Genomic DNA, 17,211 nt, shown 5'->3' with positions numbered 1-17,211 from the left:
ATTGAAAAAATAAAACACCCCGAATAAAACGGGGTGTTTAAAATATAAATCTTTTTAAGCCGCAGCTTTTATTGCCAGATTTATTGCACAGAAACAACCTGAGCGTACTCAAGCTTACCGGTAAACTTTTTGACTTTCTTTTTGTTAAAGCCAACCTTACCCGTTTGAACGGCAAAAATGGAATCATCCTTGGCTTGTTTGGTGCCATTGCCGGCGCGATAATGTGTACCGCGTTGGCGCACGATAATATTGCCGGACTGGGCGGTTTCGCCTCCGTAAAGCTTAATGCCTAAGCGTTGCGCATTGGAATCTCGGCCTAATCTTGTACTGCCGCCTGCTTTTTTTGTTGACATAGTATATTTTGCTTAAATGTTGATTTTTTAACGATTGATATAATATTAGCGTATTTTGGTTAATTTGTCAAGCAATTAGGCCGATATTGGCAAAACCGTTAGTCAGACGGATAAATTGGTGGCGGTAATAAAGAAACTAATGATTATTCGGCGGATTTTGTCGTTAAAGTCGCGTTATGTTAAGATTAATCCCGTGGAGTGCTATGAAGCAATAATTCTTGCAACAGCATTTAACCTGGTAAAATTATGAATCTCAAAGAAAAAGCTAAAAAACTGCCACTATCTCCGGGTGTCTATCGTTGGTTAGATGGTAAAGGCAAAATATTATATATCGGACGCGCCACCAATCTGCGCCATCGGGTTTTGCAATATTTCCGTCCGGATATGGAATTGCGGATAGGGGAGATGGTATCCTTAGCCAAAAATATAAAATATAATAAGACTGATTCCGTTTTGGAAGCGATAATCTTGGAAGCTAATCTTATTAAAAAATTCTGGCCCAAGTATAATGTCAAAGACAAAGACGACCGCTCGTTTGCTTACGTCGTGATCGCCAAAAGCGATTGGCCCAAGCCCATAATCGTCCGAGGCAAGGATTTGGGGAAATATTCGCCAGGGCGAGCGCATATTTTCGGGCCATACCTTAACGCCACCTTGATTAAGAATGCTTTGCGGATCATCAGACGACTTTTCCCTTATTCCACTTGTCAGCCCGGCAGCGGCCAGCCTTGTTTTGATTATCAAATCGGCTTATGTCCGGGCGCTTGCGTTTCAGCTATTACGCCCCAGGAGTACAAAAAGAATATCAGAAACATTATCTGGCTGTTTGAAGGCAAAAAAAAGCAGTTAGTAAAAAAATTAGCTAAAGAGAATCCGGAACTATCCGGGGCTTTCCGCCACATTTCCGACGCTTCATTAATCAGTCGAGATGAAATATCCGGCAACGGCGGTGTCGGACGGATTGAGGCGTATGATGTTTCTCACTTATCGGGTAAAGAAACTGTCGGCGCCATGGCTGTATTTATCGGCGATCAGCCGGACAAATCGCAGTATCGTTTATTCAACATAAAAACAGTGACCAACAATGACGTGCAAGCATTGGAAGAAATGATCAGTCGCCGTCTTAACCATCCGGAATGGCCCCTGCCCGATCTATTTTTGGTTGACGGCGGCCGTCCGCAAATCAATCAGATCAGTAAACTGTTCAAAAAATTGAAAGTTGTCAAACCGCTTCTGGGTTTATCCAAATTTGGCGGAGATAAACTGGTTTATTCCGCCGGTACCCCCAAAAACGTCCGGGAGTTGGCTGTTAATATGCTGATTACTTTAAAACAGGCCCGGGATGAAGCGCATCGTTTCGGCAATTCGGCTCGCCAGAAAAAAATGAGAATTCGCTAAGCTTTACCACTGCTTTTGATTTGTGCTATAATATAGTCATAATTTAAAAACATATGGATAAAAATTCAAACGTTAAGCCGATATTAACGGAACCCGGCGCTCTGTTAAGGGCGACTTGGGATTTGTACGTAAAAAATTGGCAAAAACTAGTTATTTTAACCTTGATTCCCATGATTATTATGGGAATTGCGACTCTGCTGGCTTGGGTGCTGGGAATAATCCGTTATTTGCCGGCCAGTGAGGCTCAAGTCGCCAAAGTTACTGATCCTGTTATTTCTTCTCTAGGCTTCTCTTTCGTTACTGCCGGCGGTTTTGACGCCTTACCTTTATGGGGCAAGATCATTCTGGTAATCATAGTGTGTATTTTAGGGCTGGCAGTGTCGCTATCAATGGTGATCGGCCAGTTGTTAATTTTGAAGTCGGATGGAAAATTAAGTTTAACGGAAGCGATTAAGGGCTCAGTGAAGTATTGGGTTAAATATTTTGTTGTCGGTTTGCTTTTCGGTTTGATTATTGTCGGCGGTCTGATTCTATTCATCATACCGGGATTTCTTTGGGCGGTAATATTCTGCTTGGCGTCGGTGATTCTAATTTTTGAGGATACATCGATTATTGGTTCGCTTAAACGAAGCCGGGAACTGACTAAGGGTTATTGGTGGGCGGTTTTCGGCCGATTGCTTTTGTGGCTCTTGGTGGTATTCTTGGTTTCTTTTATTGCCGGCTTATTGCGTCTAGCCAATCAGGAAGTCGCTACGATCTTATTGGATTTAGCCCAACTGGTTTTGGGTCCGATGTATTTGATCTACATTATCTTGCTATATCAATCATTGCAACAAATTAAAAAGTAGCTTAGTAATATTAGCAATATCAGAAACATATGAAGAAAAAAATTATTTTGTTAACTCTCGTTTTATTGCCTTTACTTTTGGCAGAGGGGACGATGGCAGCCGGAATTTCCACTCGCGCTTTGACTCCGGCAGATCTTAAATTCGGCAATATCCCCAAAGCGCAAACAGTGGCCGCCCAAGTGACTTCCACAATTAACTTAGTCAAAAAAGTGGCGGCCGGAGCGATTGCCCGTTGTCCGGTGATTGAATCAAAGATTCAAATTAAGGTATCCAATTTTGATAACAGCAAAGTCAGGCATATGCAGGCGTACCAGACACTCAAAGACAAGCTGTCCGCCATGTCCGATCGCTTAGTCGCCCGCGGTATAGATGTGACGGCACTCAAAGCGGATTTGGCCGTTCTGGATACAAAAATAAAAAAATTCAGCGATGATTATGCCACTTATGTCTCATTACTCAAACAGGGTCAGGAATCGGTTTGTGGCAAATCAGCTGGACAATTCAAGCTTGAACTTAAGGAAGCGCAGACTGCTTTAAAAACTGTTAATGCCGACGCGTTGGATATTAGGGCTTACTATAACACTACAATTAAAGCCGAGATAGCCAGAGTTAGGGCCATCATCAAAGCCATGTCTGCCGGCAATTCCACCTCTTCTCCGGCCGCGCCCCAGTCGGCCTTGCCGAATCCAGATCTAATCGAATCAACCACCGTTAATAATTTAACGCAGTAACAAAACATATGAAGAAACATTTATCATTGATCGCTTTATTGTCAGTAGTATTTGTGGTTGGCGGATTATTGGCTGGTTGCGGAACGTCGCAGGAGATCAATCTGCAAGATAATCAAGGGGAAAAAGCGGCGGCGCCAATTGAAAGCCAAGCGGTTCAGCCGGCGGAAGAACCGGAAATAACGGAAGTGGATCTTGATCAGTCGTTGGAGGATTTGGATGCAACTATGGAGACAATAAAAACCACCGGTTTTGAGGCGACTAACTTATCTGATAAGGATTTAGGTTTATAATTTTTTATTTGACCAAGGCGGGCTTTTATAAAGTCCGCTTTTTTGTTAGATTAATATCATGGAAAACATCATTGCCATCAATAAGCCAAAAGGCCCGACTTCATTTGATATTGTCGCTCAAGTCAGACGGCGTACGGGCGTAAAGAAAGTCGGCCACGCCGGCACACTGGACCCCCTGGCATCCGGCGTTTTGGTTGTGGCTATCGGCAGAGAAGCGACAAAAAAGATCTCCGAAGAGGTAGCCAAAGAAAAAGAGTATGTGGCGGATATCAGGTTGGGCGTGATCAGCACTACTGACGATGAAGAAGGGGCAAAAAGCATTGTTAGTGAATATAAGCCTGAACGAGAGGAGATATTGGAGGCGATTAAGGGTTTCATTGGAGAGATCCAGCAAGTACCGCCGCAATTTTCCGCTATAAAAATTTCTGGCCGACCCGCTTATAAAACAGCGCGTCAAGGCGGTAAGTTGGAATTAGTAGCCAGGCCGGTGTTAATCAAAAGCATTGAATTGATTGAATATAAATATCCCGATTTAAAAATCAGAGTCGTTACCGGCCCCGGGGTTTATATTAGATCATTAGCGCGGGATTTGGGGCAGATGCTTGGTTGCGGCGCTTATATGTCCGACTTGGTACGGATCAGAGTGGGGGAATATCAGCTGGAAGATGCCATTAAAGCTGAGGAAATAACAAGATAATTCGGATTATTGGTTAGGCCAGGCCTAATAAAATATGACAACTAGAAAAGAAATAACAAAAATATTAAAATCAGGCGGAATCGGAGTGATGCCGACCGACACTATTTACGGCCTGCTTGGTCGAGCTACCAATAAAAAAACGGTTGAGCGAATTTATCGTGTTCGCCATCGTTCGCCGGAAAAACCGCTGATTATTATTATTTCTTCTTTGGCCGATTTAAATTCATTCGGCATTAAACTGCCGGCAAGAGATAAAAAAGTACTACTCAAAATCTGGCCTAATGCCGTCAGTGTAATTTTGCCTTGCATGAATTCCAAGTTTAAATATTTGCATCGCGGGACCAAATCGTTGGCTTTCCGGTTACCGAATAAGAAATGGCTTAGAGATTTGGTTGCTCAGACCGGCCCGTTAGTGGCACCGAGCGCTAATCCGGAGGGAGAGAGTCCGGCTGATGACATTAAGGGAGCGAAGAAGTATTTTGGCGATAATCCTGACTTTTATTATGGTCGCGGCAAAAGAATATCCCTGCCGTCAACTTTGATTGGGATAAAAAACGGCCAAGTGGAGGTTTTACGCCAAGGAAAGGCAAAAATAGAAAGGTAGTCTGATTGAGTTGCTCCGGCCGATTGTAAAAGCCGGAAAATTTTGTTAAAATATACCATATACCATAGCGAATAAAATATAATTATATGCCCAAGAAGCAATTTGACTTGATAACCGTCGGCGGTGCCACCGTGGATATTTCCTTTTATTCCAAGGAAGGTGAGCTGGTCTCTACCGGCAATGCCGTCAAACAGAAGCTCTTGGCTTTTGAATACGGCGCCAAAATCGTGGCCGATAGGGTTTTTAACACCTTCGGTGGCGGTTGTTCCAATGTTGCTGTTTCGGCGGCGCGCTTAGGTTTGAAAACTGCGGCCTTATGTCGCGTAGGCAAAGACGATTTTGGCAAGCGGATATTAGTTAATTTGACTGCCAACAAAGTTGATATCAGCTTAGTTAAACTGGATGAAAAAAATCCCACCGGTTTCACAGTCATCCTGACCGTTGACAATCCCAGCAAGGAACATATCGCTTTTGTGCATCGTGGTGCCAATACCGCGCTAAACGATAAAGATTTGCCTTCATTGGCCATTAATGCCAAATGGTTTTATGTTACGTCTCTGCCGGCTGTCGGTTGGCAAAAAATTATGGATAAACTGGTCGCTACCGAAAGAAAGATTGTTTGGAATCCCGGCAATGAGCAACTCAAAAATATCCCGGCCATTAAGAAATATTTAAATAAGATAGAAGTGCTGATAGTTAATCATGATGAGGCTCTGGAATTTAAAAAACTTAAAGACATGAAAGGTTTATTAGCACATCTCAAATCCCTTGGGCCCAAGGTGGCGGTTATTACCGATGGCGCTAACGGCGCCTATGCCATAGACGACAAAAAACAGTACTATATGAAAGCCAGGTCGTCTAAACCGATTAATACCTTGGGTGTTGGCGATGCTTTCGGATCGGCCTTGACTTCAGCTCTGGTTTATGATAAAAACATAAAAGAAGCGCTCACCTGGGGCATCAAGAATTCCGCCTCAGTCGTAGCCCACATCGGAGCGCAAAAAGGCCTACTCACGAAAAGAGAAATAGAAAAATAAATATCAAGTATTATTTCTAAGGAGTGATAGGCACGCAGACTTGCGTACCTGTCATTTTATTTTAGTCTGTTTTTCGCAAGCCACCGACCATAACCTACAAGTGAATAATAAATAACTCAATATAAATTATGTCTGATGTGAAAAAGTACGTCTATTCCTTTGAAGAAGGGAATAAAAGCATGAAAGAACTTCTCGGCGGCAAAGGCGCCAACTTGGCGGAAATGTCCAGTCTGGGTATTAATGTCCCTCCGGGATTTACCTTAACTACCGAAGTTTGCGATTTGTATTACAAAGCCGGCAAAACCATCACTGATGAAGTCAAGGAACAAACCAACACCAAATTAAAACAGTTGGAAGAAAAGATGTCCAAGACTTTGGGCGATGCCAATGATCCGTTATTAGTTTCCGTTCGCTCTGGCGCCGCGGCTTCTTTACCTGGCATGATGGATACAATTTTGAATTTAGGCCTTAACGACCAATCCGTTTTGGGTTTGGCCACCAAGACCGGCAACGCCCGTTTTGCTTGGGATTCTTATCGTCGTTTGATTCAAATGTTTGGTAATGTGGTGATGGAAGTGGAGCATGCCGAATTCGAACATATTTTGGAGAATGTCAAAGATACCAAGGGTGCTAAATTTGACACTGATTTGACGGCCGAAGATTTGCAGGAAGTCGCCAATCGCTATAAAGCTAAAATCAAAGAAGTCAAAGGAGTGGATTTCCCGCAAGACCCGATTGATCAGCTATATGCTGCGATCAATGCCGTGTTTAATTCTTGGAACAACTATCGCGCCATCCGCTACCGCCAAATCAATGATATTAAGGGATTGATCGGCACCGCTGTTAATATTCAGACCATGGTGTTCGGCAACCTGGGAGAAGATTCGGGCACAGGTGTTTGCTTTACCCGCAATCCCTCTACCGGCGAAGCCAAATTTTATGGCGAATATTTAATGAACGCGCAAGGCGAAGATGTGGTCGCCGGTATTCGTACTCCGCTTGCCGTATCCACTTTGGAACAACAGAATCCGGCTATTTACAAAGAGTTGGTTGATACTTGCAATACAGTAGAAAAACATTATCGCGATATGCAAGATATGGAATTCACCATTCAGCAAGGGCGATTATTTATTCTGCAGGCCAGAAACGGCAAAAGAACTGCCGCGGCCGCTGTGCGCATCGCTGTAGAATTAGTTACCGAAGGAGCAATCTCCAAAGATGAAGCTTTAATGCGCGTAGAACCGAATCAATTAAATCAATTATTACATAAACAACTGGATCCTTTGGCTAAAACCGAAGGTGAAGTTATTGCTCGCGGTTTGCCGGCTTCTCCCGGAGCGGCTGTCGGTGAAGTCGTTTTTACTGCCACTGAAGCGTTTGAAAAAACTCAAGCCGGTTTGGATGTCATCTTGGTCCGCACCGAAACCTCTCCTGAAGATATTGACGGTATGCATTCGGCCAAAGGCATTTTGACTGCTCGAGGCGGTATGACCTCTCACGCGGCCGTGGTGGCCCGCGGTATGGGCACTTGTTGCGTTGCCGGTTGCGCTGACATCATTATTGATGAAAAAGCCAGAACCTTAACTATTAAAGATAAGGGTCTGACGTTAAAAGAAGGAGAATTTATCTCTTTGGATGGCTCCACTGGCGAAGTGTATAACGGCAAGCTTGGCACCAAGGATCCGGAACTTTCCGGTAACTTCGGTACCTTAATGGATTGGGCCGATGAAGTTAGAAAACTTAAGATTCGCACTAACGCTGACACGCCTCATGATGCCATGGTCGCCAGAAAATTCGGCGCTGAGGGCATCGGCTTATGCCGCACCGAGCATATGTTTTTTGAGGGTGATAGAATCAAAGCTGTCAGAGAAATGATTTTAGCTTCTGATATAGCCGGCCGAGAAAAAGCCCTGGCTAAACTGTTACCCTATCAAAGAAAAGATTTTATCGGTTTGTTTAAGGCTATGGATGGCCATGCCGTAACTATTCGCTTCCTAGATCCGCCATTGCATGAATTCTTGCCCAAAGAAGAAAAAGACATTGCGGAACTTTCTGCTGAAATGAATGTGCCGATTGAGGTGTTGAAAACCAAAATTGACGATTTACACGAATTTAACCCCATGCTGGGTCATCGTGGCTGCCGTTTGGCCATCACTTATCCGGAAATCAATGACATGCAAGCCGCGGCCGTGATTGAAGCGGCGATTGCCGTAGAAAAAGAGGGGATTAAAGTGGAACCGGAAATCATGATTCCTTTGGTCGCTACAGTCAAAGAGTTCTCTATCCTCAAAGAACGCATCGTTAAGGTGGTGGAAGAAAAATTGACCACTGCCAATAGCCAATTAAAATACAAAATCGGTACCATGATTGAAGTGCCTCGCGCGGCGCTGATTGCTGATAAGATTGTGGAGGCCGGAGCAGAATTCTTTTCTTTCGGCACTAATGACCTGACTCAGATGGGCGCCGGTTTATCCCGTGATGACGCTGGAAAATTCTTGAAAGAATATGTGACTCAAGGTATTTTTGAATATGATCCTTTTGAAGTGCTTGATCAGGAAGGCATCGGCGAGCTTATCCGCATCGCCATTAAGAAAGGCAGAAGCGCCAAAGAAGACTTGAAGATTGGCATCTGTGGCGAACATGGCGGAGAACCCAAAACTGTCAATTTCTGTCATCGTGAAGGTTTTAATTATGTGTCTTGTTCGCCATTCCGCGTACCGATTGCTCGGTTAGCCGCGGCCCAGGCGGTGATTAAGGAAAATAATGGAAAATAGGTAATAATTTAATTTTAGATAAAAAAGCCGGTTTTTGCCGGCTTTTTTAGTTATCTTTTTGTTTTATCATAATTAATTTTGTCTAAATTTGGCTAAAATTGTAATCAACTATCTGGCAGAGTGGATAAACCTATTGACAAAATTAACAAAGTATGATATGATTATGTATTAGTCCTAATGTGGGGCTGATGTGTGGGTCGTTACAATCTTACCTTAGGAGGAAAGCATCATGCGTTACACTACCATTCTCTTTGCCATTCTGACTGTCTCGGCTATGACTCTGGCGGGCTGTCCGCCGATTACCGAAACCATCCCCGAAGCCGAACTCGGCGGGTTCTGGATCGAAGGAGATTTGTCGGCCGTCGTCGAAAAGATCAACCACGATTTCGTCGGCGAAGTGACCAAATCCCTGGAAAAGGGTGGCGGTTACAACGGCGACGGAATTAGTGGCTTGAATCAGGAGGAACTCCAAGAAATTGGAGATTCACTCAAGGATCAGGCCACACGCATTTACATCTACCTATATTCTACCGATAATGGAGTGGAAATAGGTAAGGGAGGCGGGACCGATTATTACTCCTTCTATGTGCCGATCATCGACCATCAATTCCGCGCTCATTGCGGCGGAATTCGGCCCGGGACTTACTACCTGTCTATCTCTTTCCAGGATGACTACGGCAATCAGCTATTGTTTGGCTGGAAGGATGTTACCGTGGAGGGTGGCATCAACAGGAATGAAAACCTGGTGATGAACTTTGTTTACAACTATCCTTTCCAATTTAGCGTCACCAACCTGCCCGGTTGGTATCAGGCTGATGAGTGGGGATATGGTCATTCAACGCTGATTTCTCCGGACGGCGCGAGTTACTATGCCTCATGGGTTTGGGGCAAGGCGGAAATGGTCTTTAAGTCCTACCTGCCACTAAACTTCGGCGGTGGCGTACTCTACGTCGTTGATGGCGACGGCAATGACGTGTATTGCGACCTGCCGCTTATTATCAGCGGCATTGACTGGGCCGAATTCAGTTTCTCTGATGCGTTGTCCTTTCCTTACGTGGAATCGGACGCGTTTGGGGGGCTGAATGTAAACATTGATTTCGCCTGGGAAGACTAGGACTAGAACATTTGAAAGGATAGTAGAGATGGGGACTGGAAATTACGTAATTATTATCACCAAATCCCATTCCGATGATATTGATGTTAGGGGGCCATTTACCTCAATAATGGAGGCAGAAAATTCTCTAATATCTAATAATTATAAAAAACACGGACAAACTGGGCAGCAGTGGCTTCGTTTATTGAGGGGCGATGATTTTTTCGCTCCGATGGTAAAACGAGCGATAATTAAGGAAGTTAAAAAACCGTAATTGTTGATGGCGACGGCAATGACGTGTATACGACCTGCCGCTTATTATCAGCGGCATTGACTGGGCCAACCTAGAACATTTCAGACCGCTGACTCGATTAATTTCGAGTCAGTTTTTTTAATTGTTAATGTTTTTATTTGACTTAATTTGTTATTTAGTTTATAGTAATAAGCACTTAATTGTTTTTTGTAAAAGAGACTGCAACAGGAGGGAAAACCATGAAAAAGAAAGTGTTGTGGATTTTTATCAGCCTAATCGCTCTTTCAATCATCGGAGGAAACTTCACTAGCAATAAGCTTGAAGCCCAGACTCAATCATTATCTGTACCCATTACTAATAATGCCAATCAAAACGGAGCGGTGATCGATTCGCCAGTGCCGATTGGTAACCCGCTTGCCCTTGAGGGTGCATTAGCGGAGTTAGTGGCTAGTTCCAATGTGTACACTTTGGTTGGCGGGGCCGGCTTAGCTGGCGGGGCCGGCGGAGCGGCAATGGCGGCTGGCGGAGGTTTCAGCGACGGCGCTGAAATTCGGGTTGCCAATTACAATTAATTGCTCTTTTTATCAGAGTTAGCGGGTTGCTTTAGTTAACCCGCTTTTTATTTTGGCTGAATCGGATATTTATGGTAAAATTAGATTATTATAAATTAGATACTATGAATAGCCTTAAATCGTTTTTTAACCCGCGAAGCGTAGCAATAATCGGCGCCTCCAATCATACCGGTAAAGTCGGCAATGATGTGATAAAGAATCTCTTGGTCAATTACCGGGGCGAGATTTTTCCCATTAATCCTTCTGAAACCAAGATAGAGGGCAAGCCGGCATATTCGTCAATTTTAAAAACGCCACAGATTCCTGATTTAGCGATTATTGTCGTGCCGGCGCAATTTGTATTGGCTGTAGTGGAAGATTGTGGCAAGAGAGGAACAAAAAATATTTTGATTATTTCTTCTGGTTTTAAAGAAGTTGGCGGTGAGGGAGTTAAATTGGAAGAAAAATTACTGCAATTAAAAAATAAATATAAACTGCGGATACTCGGTCCGAACTGCTTAGGTTATATCAATACTAAGCCGTCAGTAAACGCTTCCTTTGCCGCCACCTTCCCCAAGGCGGGCAATGTAGCCTTCTTTTCCCAATCCGGCGCTTTAGGTACGGCTATTTTAGATACGGCCGAAGCCCAGAAACTCGGCTTTTCTTATTTTGTGTCCATGGGCAATAAGTGTGATATTAACGAACTGGATCTTTTGGAATATTTCAACCAAGATAAAAACAGCAAGGTCATAATGGCTTATCTGGAAAGCATTAATGATGGCCAAAAGTTCTTATCTATAGCCAATAAAATTTCCGATAAAAAGCCGATTATTGTTTTAAAATCAGGTAAGACCGCGGACGGCAGTCAAGCTGTTTCTTCCCATACCGGATCGCTGGCTGGCACTGCCCAGGTTTATAGCGCCGCCTTTAAGCAATCCGGCGTGATTGAGGCGCGTGATGTTATGGATTTTTTTAATTTGGCTGAGGGTTTTGCCTACCAAGATTTACCTCGCGGCAATCGCGTGGCTATTGTCACCAACGCCGGCGGCCCGGGCATTCTTTTGACTGACTGGTTGCCAGACTATAAATTAAAATTAGCCGAATTATCTGAAACGACCAAAGCTAAATTAAAAAAAGTTTTACCGGCCGCAGCCAGCAACCATAATCCGGTTGATGTTTTAGGTGATGCTCTGGCTGACCGTTATGAGATCGCTCTGCGCGAAGTGGTTAAAGATAAGAACGTTGACGCCATAATCGTAGCGCTAACCCCGCAGAGAATGACGCAGATAAAAGAGACGGCTGAAGCGATCGGCCGAATCAAAAAAACCACAAGTAAAACAATCGTCCTATGTTTTTTGGGTGAATTGGAGATTGTCAAATATTATCAGACTTTTGCCGATAATAAATTACCGCAATTCAACTTTCCTGAGCAGGCCGTCAGTGTCTTAAGCACTATGGCCAAATATTACCAATACCTCAAAAATAAACAACCGACAGTAAAAGCCCCCGCCATTAAGCCCAATAAAATATTATCCAATGAATTGACGGAGGATGTCTGTCGGCAACTACTGATTAAAAATGATATCCCAGTGCACCGCGCCGAGTTTATTGCAGATATTTCCTTAGCCGCCAAGGCCGGTAAAAGAGTCGGTTACCCCATTGCACTTAAAGTTATTTCGCCTCAAGTAATACATAAGTCCGATGTAGGCGGGGTTAAAGTGGGCATAAATAATGAGACGGAATTGCTGGCCGCTATAAAAAAGATGAACACGGATATTGTTCAGAAAGTCAAAGGAGTCAAAATTAAGGGGTATCTTTTAGGCGAGATGGTTAGCGGCCAACAAGTGATTGTCGGCCTAAAGCGAGATCCTCAATTCGGCGCCGTTATTATGCTTGGTTTAGGCGGAATTTATACAGAAGTGTTTAAGGACGTAGTCTTTCGTGTGGCGCCTATTAACAAAAATGAAGCGCAAAAAATGATTGAAGAATTGAAAATCTATCCGCTTTTAGCCGGTACGCGCGGCCAAAAACCGGCTGATATTGGCGCTTTGGCTGATTTATTGGTAAGATTTTCTTGTCTGGTAGCAAAATATCCGGAACTGAAAGAAATTGATTTTAATCCGATTATGGTGCTGGATAGGGGCAGGGGAGTAAAAGTAGTTGATGTCAGGATGGCAAAATAAAAAAAATTAAAAAACTGCAGTTTAGCAAATTTTGTTACTATTGTCAATGTTTAAAAAAATCAAAAAATTGATCAGTAAAATAAACAAAGAGTCGCAGAGCATTACCTCGGCGGCTATTATTATTGGCGGTTTATCTGTCGCCAGCCGGCTATTGGGCGTAATCAGAGACAGAGTATTAGCCTCACAATTCGGCGCTGGCGATATTCTTGACGCTTATTATGCCGCCTTTCGTTTACCCGACTTGGTGTATAATCTTTTGATTTTAGGCGCAGTTTCGGCCGGCTTGATTCCGGTTTTTACCTCGCTTCTGGCCAAACATCAGGAAAAAGAGGCTTGGAAACTAATTAACAGTATTTTAAATCTTTTATCAATCGCTTTATTGATCGCTTGTGGCGTGCTATTTGCCCTGGCTCCGCTATTAATGCCTTTGATCACTCCGGGATTTGCGCCGGAAAAGATGGGCTTAGTCATCGCTCTATCCCGTATTATGTTCTTGTCGCCGATTTTTCTCGGCTTATCATCAATCTTCTCTTCGGTTTTACAATCCCAACGTAAGTTCCTTCTGTATTCTTTGGCGCCGATTATTTATAATCTCGGTATTATTTTTGGCGCTTTGTTTTTGATTAAACCATTCGGCGTCATGGGTTTGGCCTGGGGTGTTGTCATTGGCGCTTTCCTGCATATGATCATTCAGCTCTTACCATTATTCGGTTCTGACTTCAAATACCGCTTGGATTTCAATTGGCGCAATAAACATGTTATGGAAGTGTTTAAGATGATGGTACCGCGCACTATCTCTTTGGGTATCAGTCAATTCAATTTTTTAATCATCACCGTGGTAGCTTCAACTTTGGCTGCCGGATCCCTGTCTATTTTTACTTTTTCCAACAATTTACAAAATTTTCCTTTGGGTATCTTTGGCGTATCTTTGGGCATAGCGGCTCTACCGGTATTATCTGCCCTGGCGGCACAAAAGAAAAATCAAGAATTTGTAACAGTCGTCTCCACTACTTTTCGCCAAACGCTGTTTTTGATTGTGCCGGTAGCTATTATACTTTATGTTTTGCGCGCGCAAATCGTCCGTGTACTTCTGGGCGCCGGACGATTTGATTGGTATGACACCCGCTTGACCGCCGCCTCTTTAGCTATTTTCTGTATCGGCTTATTCGCCGCCGGCGCTTACCCCCTTATCATTCGCAGTTTTTACGCCTTGCATGATACCAAAACACCGTTTTACGCCGGATTACTGTCTATGATAGTCAATGTAGCGGCACTATTGATTTTTCGTTTTATTTTTTCCTTCCAAAATTGGTTTTCTTTTGCCGCCACCGCTCTCTTGCGCCTGTCGGATTTATGGGGTTATGTGGATATGCGGGTTTTGGCTTTACCGACAGCCATGTCAATATCAGCAATCTTTGAGCTGGTCTTGCTAATGATACTTTTAAGAAACAAGATTGGTCGACTAGATATCAGACGCATCGCCAATTCCACTTGGCGCATCACTATAGCCTCCATCGGCGGGGGACTAGTAAGCTACTTTTCTTTGCAACTTTTTGATGATTATGTGTCCATGCAAACATTCTGGGGAATTTTTTTCCAGGGATTTATTGCCGGCTTGCTGGGACTATTAGGTTATGTGGTATTGGGATTAATCTTAAAGATTGAGGAAATGTTTATTTTTCTGACTTCCATGAAGCGCAAATTATTCAGATCAGCGGTGGTCATGACTGATAGCGGAATTAATAACGGTAGCAGCACTTAGCTTTAATCGGTTAATTATTAACTACCCACCAAATAAAAACCCCGGCTCAACAAGTGAGTCGGGGCGTTCATTTCTTAAGGTTCTTTATTATTTCGCTGATTTGATCGGTAACATCAAACCAGCCAATCAACTCCTCGGGGGTATTATCCTTGAAGCGTGTTTGCTTTTTGAGGAATTTCACCAGATTTTCTCGATCAGTGATCAAAGTGATATTTTGCTTTTCAGCATACCTATTGGTTTCCCGCCAAGCAATATCGCCGCTTTCAGTAATTAGAAACCAATAAGCGGCACTGCTGGGCGCTAACTTGCGTTCTTTTAACTCTTGATAGGATGAAGTGGCTCTGACCAATTCGGCATAATCAATACAGCGCGGGTTTATTACCATCATACCGGCCGAGCCAACATACAGCTTCTCATCGGGAATATCACCTTTAGCTAACGGAAACTCGAGTTTTTCCTTGGTAGGATTGGGTTTTTCCGGTTTGACCGATTTAACCTTTTCTTCCCCGCTTTTTTCCTTTTTTGTCTCTAATCTTATTTGCAAGTCACGCGTTTTAATGCTCGATTTGCCAGTTGTGGCCGCGCCGGTTAATACCAAAGCGGCTATCAAGGCGGCAGCCATGACGATTTTTGTCGTCAAACGGCTTGACCCGGTCGTTTGGTGCTTAACCATGGTGATTCTCCTTCTATTCTAGTTTAAAGGTACTGCATTTAGCGAATACTATCATAAAATAATAAAAAAGTCAAATTTGTAAATTTGGCCGAATTATGTTAAAATTTTTCCATTACCTTAATCTATGAGTTCAAATAATATCCGTAATTTCTGTATTATCGCCCATATTGATCACGGCAAGTCAACTTTGGCTGACCGTATGTTGGAATTGACCGGAACCATCTCCAAACGTGACATGAAAGAACAGCTTTTGGATCAAATGGACATTGAACGGGAACGGGGAATCACCATCAAATTAACACCGGTTCGCATGCAGTATCAAGGCTATGAGCTTAACTTGATTGATACTCCGGGACATGTAGATTTTACTTACGAAGTATCGCGCAGTCTATATGCTGTTGAGGGAGCAGTACTGTTGGTTGACGCCACGCAGGGCATCCAAGCCCAAACCTTAGCCAACTTGTATTTGGCGCTTGATGCCAATTTAACAATTATTCCGGTAATCAACAAAATTGATTTGCCTAATGCTCAAGTGGAGCGCGTTTCTGAAGAAATAATCAAGCTGTTAGGCTGTCGAAAAGAAGAAATCTTTCATGTGTCAGGCAAAACCGGCCAAGGCGTAACGGAATTATTGTCAGCCATAATCGCTCAAGTTCCGGCACCGAAACTATCCCCGGACAAATCTTTGCGCGCCCTGATTTTTGATTCAGTCTATGATGAATACCGCGGCGTCATTGCTTATGTCAGAATTTTTGATGGTAGCATTAAGCCAGGAGACCATATCAAATTTGTCTATAACCAGCAGTTGGCCGAAGGGTTGGAGGTCGGACATTTTGCCCCCAAGTACATCAAAGATAAAACACTATCTTCGGGAGAAATCGGTTATATCGTCACGGGCCTGCATGAAGTCGCACAATGCCGTGTCGGCGATACTATAACCATAAAAGATCTGACCGTAGAGCCTCTGCCCGGTTACAAACAAGTTAAACCTATGGTTTACGCCGGAATTTTCTGTAAAGACGGTTCCGATTTCAGTCATTTGCGTGAAGCCATTGAAAAACTAAAATTAAACGATGCCGCCCTGTCTTACGAGCCGGAAAATTCCTCGGCTCTGGGTTTTGGTTTTCGTTGCGGTTTTCTGGGGTTGTTGCATTTAGAAATTTTCCAAGAACGATTGAGACGTGAATTCAATTTGGAATTAGTGGTGACTATTCCCAGTGTGGCTTATAAAGTACATATGGCCAACGGAGAAATAAAAGACGTCTATAATCCGCAAGAATTCCCCGATCCGACTTATTATAAACAAGTAGAAGAACCGATAATGAAGGTTGACATTTTTACACCCAAAGAATATCTGGGCGGAGTCATGCAATTATCCACCGAGAAGCGCGGAATTTATATTAATACCGAATATTTGGACGAAGACTTGGCGGTTCTTCATTATTATCTGCCTCTGACTCAAATCATTGTTGATTTTTATGATAAGCTCAAATCCATTACCAGCGGTTATGCCTCGCTTAATTATGACTTTTACGACTATGAGGCGACTGAGGTGGTAAAAATGGATATCTTGGTAGCGGAAGAAAAAGTGGAGGCCCTGTCCCTTATCACTTATAAGGATAACGCTCAGCAGGTAGGACGCAAAATAGTGGATACCCTAAAAGAAACCCTGCCTCGCCAACAGTTTATGGTTAAAATCCAAGCGGCTATCGGCGGCAAAATTATTGCCTCAGAACGCATTTCCGCCCTGCGCAAAGATGTTACCGCTAAGCTTTATGGCGGCGATTGGACTCGTCGCGCCAAACTTTTAGAAAAACAGAAGAAAGGCAAGAAAAAAATGATGGCTATGGGCAAAGTGGATATTCCGGCCGACGCTTTTTTAGCGGTATTAAAAAGATAAATAAAATACCATTCTAAGCGCGGTAATAACTTTTCCTCCACCCAGAATGGCAACTAGACTATTT

General features: G+C 43.4%; 15 protein-coding genes. 13 read left to right on the top strand and 2 right to left on the bottom strand.

Going from position 1 to position 17,211, the window contains the following annotated elements; translation table 11 throughout:
* Positions 1–80: 80 nt before the first annotated feature.
* Positions 81–353 (bottom strand): 50S ribosomal protein L27, encoded by a 273-nt coding sequence (locus WC473_00540; GenBank protein ID MFA5124302.1) that lies wholly within the window; start codon positions 351–353, stop codon positions 81–83.
* A gap of 246 nt (positions 354–599) precedes the next feature.
* Here WC473_00540 and WC473_00535 point away from each other — a divergent pair, with 246 nt between their 5' ends.
* The 12 genes from WC473_00535 (at position 600) to murJ (ending at position 14,574) form a co-directional block, all read left to right on the top strand.
* Complete coding sequence (locus WC473_00535; protein ID MFA5124301.1) at positions 600–1,751, top strand: GIY-YIG nuclease family protein; 1,152 nt, start codon at positions 600–602, stop codon at positions 1,749–1,751.
* Positions 1,752–1,804: 53 nt separating this feature from the next.
* Positions 1,805–2,599, top strand: a complete 795-nt coding sequence (locus tag WC473_00530) for a YciC family protein (GenBank protein ID MFA5124300.1) — start codon at positions 1,805–1,807, stop codon at positions 2,597–2,599.
* Between the two features lie 29 nt (positions 2,600–2,628).
* A complete protein-coding gene (locus tag WC473_00525) occupies positions 2,629–3,330 on the top strand; it encodes a hypothetical protein (protein ID MFA5124299.1) in 702 nt (233 codons plus the stop codon).
* Between the two features lie 8 nt (positions 3,331–3,338).
* Positions 3,339–3,620 carry a hypothetical protein gene (locus WC473_00520; GenBank protein ID MFA5124298.1) on the top strand — a complete coding sequence of 94 codons (282 nt, stop codon included), beginning with the start codon at positions 3,339–3,341 and terminating at the stop codon, positions 3,618–3,620.
* 58 nt (positions 3,621–3,678) lie between these two features.
* Positions 3,679–4,317 carry a tRNA pseudouridine(55) synthase TruB gene (gene truB / locus WC473_00515; GenBank protein MFA5124297.1) on the top strand — a complete coding sequence of 213 codons (639 nt, stop codon included), beginning with the start codon at positions 3,679–3,681 and terminating at the stop codon, positions 4,315–4,317.
* A gap of 34 nt (positions 4,318–4,351) precedes the next feature.
* On the top strand, positions 4,352–4,921 hold the full coding sequence (locus WC473_00510; GenBank protein MFA5124296.1) for an L-threonylcarbamoyladenylate synthase: 570 nt from the start codon (positions 4,352–4,354) through the stop codon (positions 4,919–4,921).
* 86 nt (positions 4,922–5,007) lie between these two features.
* Positions 5,008–5,958 carry a PfkB family carbohydrate kinase gene (locus WC473_00505; protein MFA5124295.1) on the top strand — a complete coding sequence of 317 codons (951 nt, stop codon included), beginning with the start codon at positions 5,008–5,010 and terminating at the stop codon, positions 5,956–5,958.
* A 128-nt stretch (positions 5,959–6,086) separates the two neighbouring features.
* On the top strand, positions 6,087–8,732 hold the full coding sequence (gene ppdK / locus WC473_00500) for a pyruvate, phosphate dikinase (GenBank protein ID MFA5124294.1): 2,646 nt from the start codon (positions 6,087–6,089) through the stop codon (positions 8,730–8,732).
* Between the two features lie 229 nt (positions 8,733–8,961).
* Positions 8,962–9,846 carry a hypothetical protein gene (locus WC473_00495; GenBank protein MFA5124293.1) on the top strand — a complete coding sequence of 295 codons (885 nt, stop codon included), beginning with the start codon at positions 8,962–8,964 and terminating at the stop codon, positions 9,844–9,846.
* A gap of 471 nt (positions 9,847–10,317) precedes the next feature.
* A complete protein-coding gene (locus tag WC473_00490) occupies positions 10,318–10,650 on the top strand; it encodes a hypothetical protein (protein MFA5124292.1) in 333 nt (110 codons plus the stop codon).
* Between the two features lie 104 nt (positions 10,651–10,754).
* Complete coding sequence (locus WC473_00485) at positions 10,755–12,812, top strand: acetate--CoA ligase family protein (GenBank protein ID MFA5124291.1); 2,058 nt, start codon at positions 10,755–10,757, stop codon at positions 12,810–12,812.
* A gap of 46 nt (positions 12,813–12,858) precedes the next feature.
* Positions 12,859–14,574, top strand: coding sequence for a murein biosynthesis integral membrane protein MurJ (gene murJ, locus WC473_00480; protein MFA5124290.1), 1,716 nt, complete (start codon positions 12,859–12,861; stop codon positions 14,572–14,574).
* A gap of 67 nt (positions 14,575–14,641) precedes the next feature.
* On the opposite strand, the gene WC473_00475 is transcribed toward murJ, so the two are convergent.
* Complete coding sequence (locus WC473_00475; protein MFA5124289.1) at positions 14,642–15,247, bottom strand: hypothetical protein; 606 nt, start codon at positions 15,245–15,247, stop codon at positions 14,642–14,644.
* A gap of 124 nt (positions 15,248–15,371) precedes the next feature.
* Between WC473_00475 and lepA the strand changes: the two genes are divergently transcribed.
* Positions 15,372–17,147, top strand: a complete 1,776-nt coding sequence (gene lepA / locus WC473_00470) for a translation elongation factor 4 (GenBank protein MFA5124288.1) — start codon at positions 15,372–15,374, stop codon at positions 17,145–17,147.
* The last annotated feature ends 64 nt before the right edge of the window (positions 17,148–17,211 follow it).

Source organism: Patescibacteria group bacterium (genome assembly GCA_041650895.1).
Lineage (GTDB): Bacteria > Patescibacteriota > Patescibacteriia > 2-01-FULL-39-33 > 2-01-FULL-39-33 > CAISTG01.
Note: the sequence above shows the minus strand (reverse complement) of the source record. Positions and strands in the feature narration are given on the sequence as shown.

Bases quoted from the DNA above. Each gene is read 5' to 3' on its own strand.
- WC473_00505 (MFA5124295.1), top strand. From the start codon at position 5,008: ATGCCCAAGAAGCAATTTGACTTGATAACCGTCGGCGGTGCCACCGTG.
- WC473_00510 (MFA5124296.1), top strand. From the start codon at position 4,352: ATGACAACTAGAAAAGAAATAACAAAAATATTAAAATCAGGCGGAATC.
- WC473_00525 (MFA5124299.1), top strand. From the start codon at position 2,629: ATGAAGAAAAAAATTATTTTGTTAACTCTCGTTTTATTGCCTTTACTT.
- lepA (MFA5124288.1), top strand. From the start codon at position 15,372: ATGAGTTCAAATAATATCCGTAATTTCTGTATTATCGCCCATATTGAT.
- WC473_00520 (MFA5124298.1), top strand. From the start codon at position 3,339: ATGAAGAAACATTTATCATTGATCGCTTTATTGTCAGTAGTATTTGTG.
- WC473_00530 (MFA5124300.1), top strand. From the start codon at position 1,805: ATGGATAAAAATTCAAACGTTAAGCCGATATTAACGGAACCCGGCGCT.
- WC473_00485 (MFA5124291.1), top strand. From the start codon at position 10,755: ATGAATAGCCTTAAATCGTTTTTTAACCCGCGAAGCGTAGCAATAATC.
- WC473_00475 (MFA5124289.1), bottom strand. From the start codon at position 15,247: ATGGTTAAGCACCAAACGACCGGGTCAAGCCGTTTGACGACAAAAATC.
- ppdK (MFA5124294.1), top strand. From the start codon at position 6,087: ATGTCTGATGTGAAAAAGTACGTCTATTCCTTTGAAGAAGGGAATAAA.
- murJ (MFA5124290.1), top strand. From the start codon at position 12,859: ATGTTTAAAAAAATCAAAAAATTGATCAGTAAAATAAACAAAGAGTCG.
- WC473_00535 (MFA5124301.1), top strand. From the start codon at position 600: ATGAATCTCAAAGAAAAAGCTAAAAAACTGCCACTATCTCCGGGTGTC.
- WC473_00540 (MFA5124302.1), bottom strand. From the start codon at position 353: ATGTCAACAAAAAAAGCAGGCGGCAGTACAAGATTAGGCCGAGATTCC.
- truB (MFA5124297.1), top strand. From the start codon at position 3,679: ATGGAAAACATCATTGCCATCAATAAGCCAAAAGGCCCGACTTCATTT.
- WC473_00495 (MFA5124293.1), top strand. From the start codon at position 8,962: ATGCGTTACACTACCATTCTCTTTGCCATTCTGACTGTCTCGGCTATG.
- WC473_00490 (MFA5124292.1), top strand. From the start codon at position 10,318: ATGAAAAAGAAAGTGTTGTGGATTTTTATCAGCCTAATCGCTCTTTCA.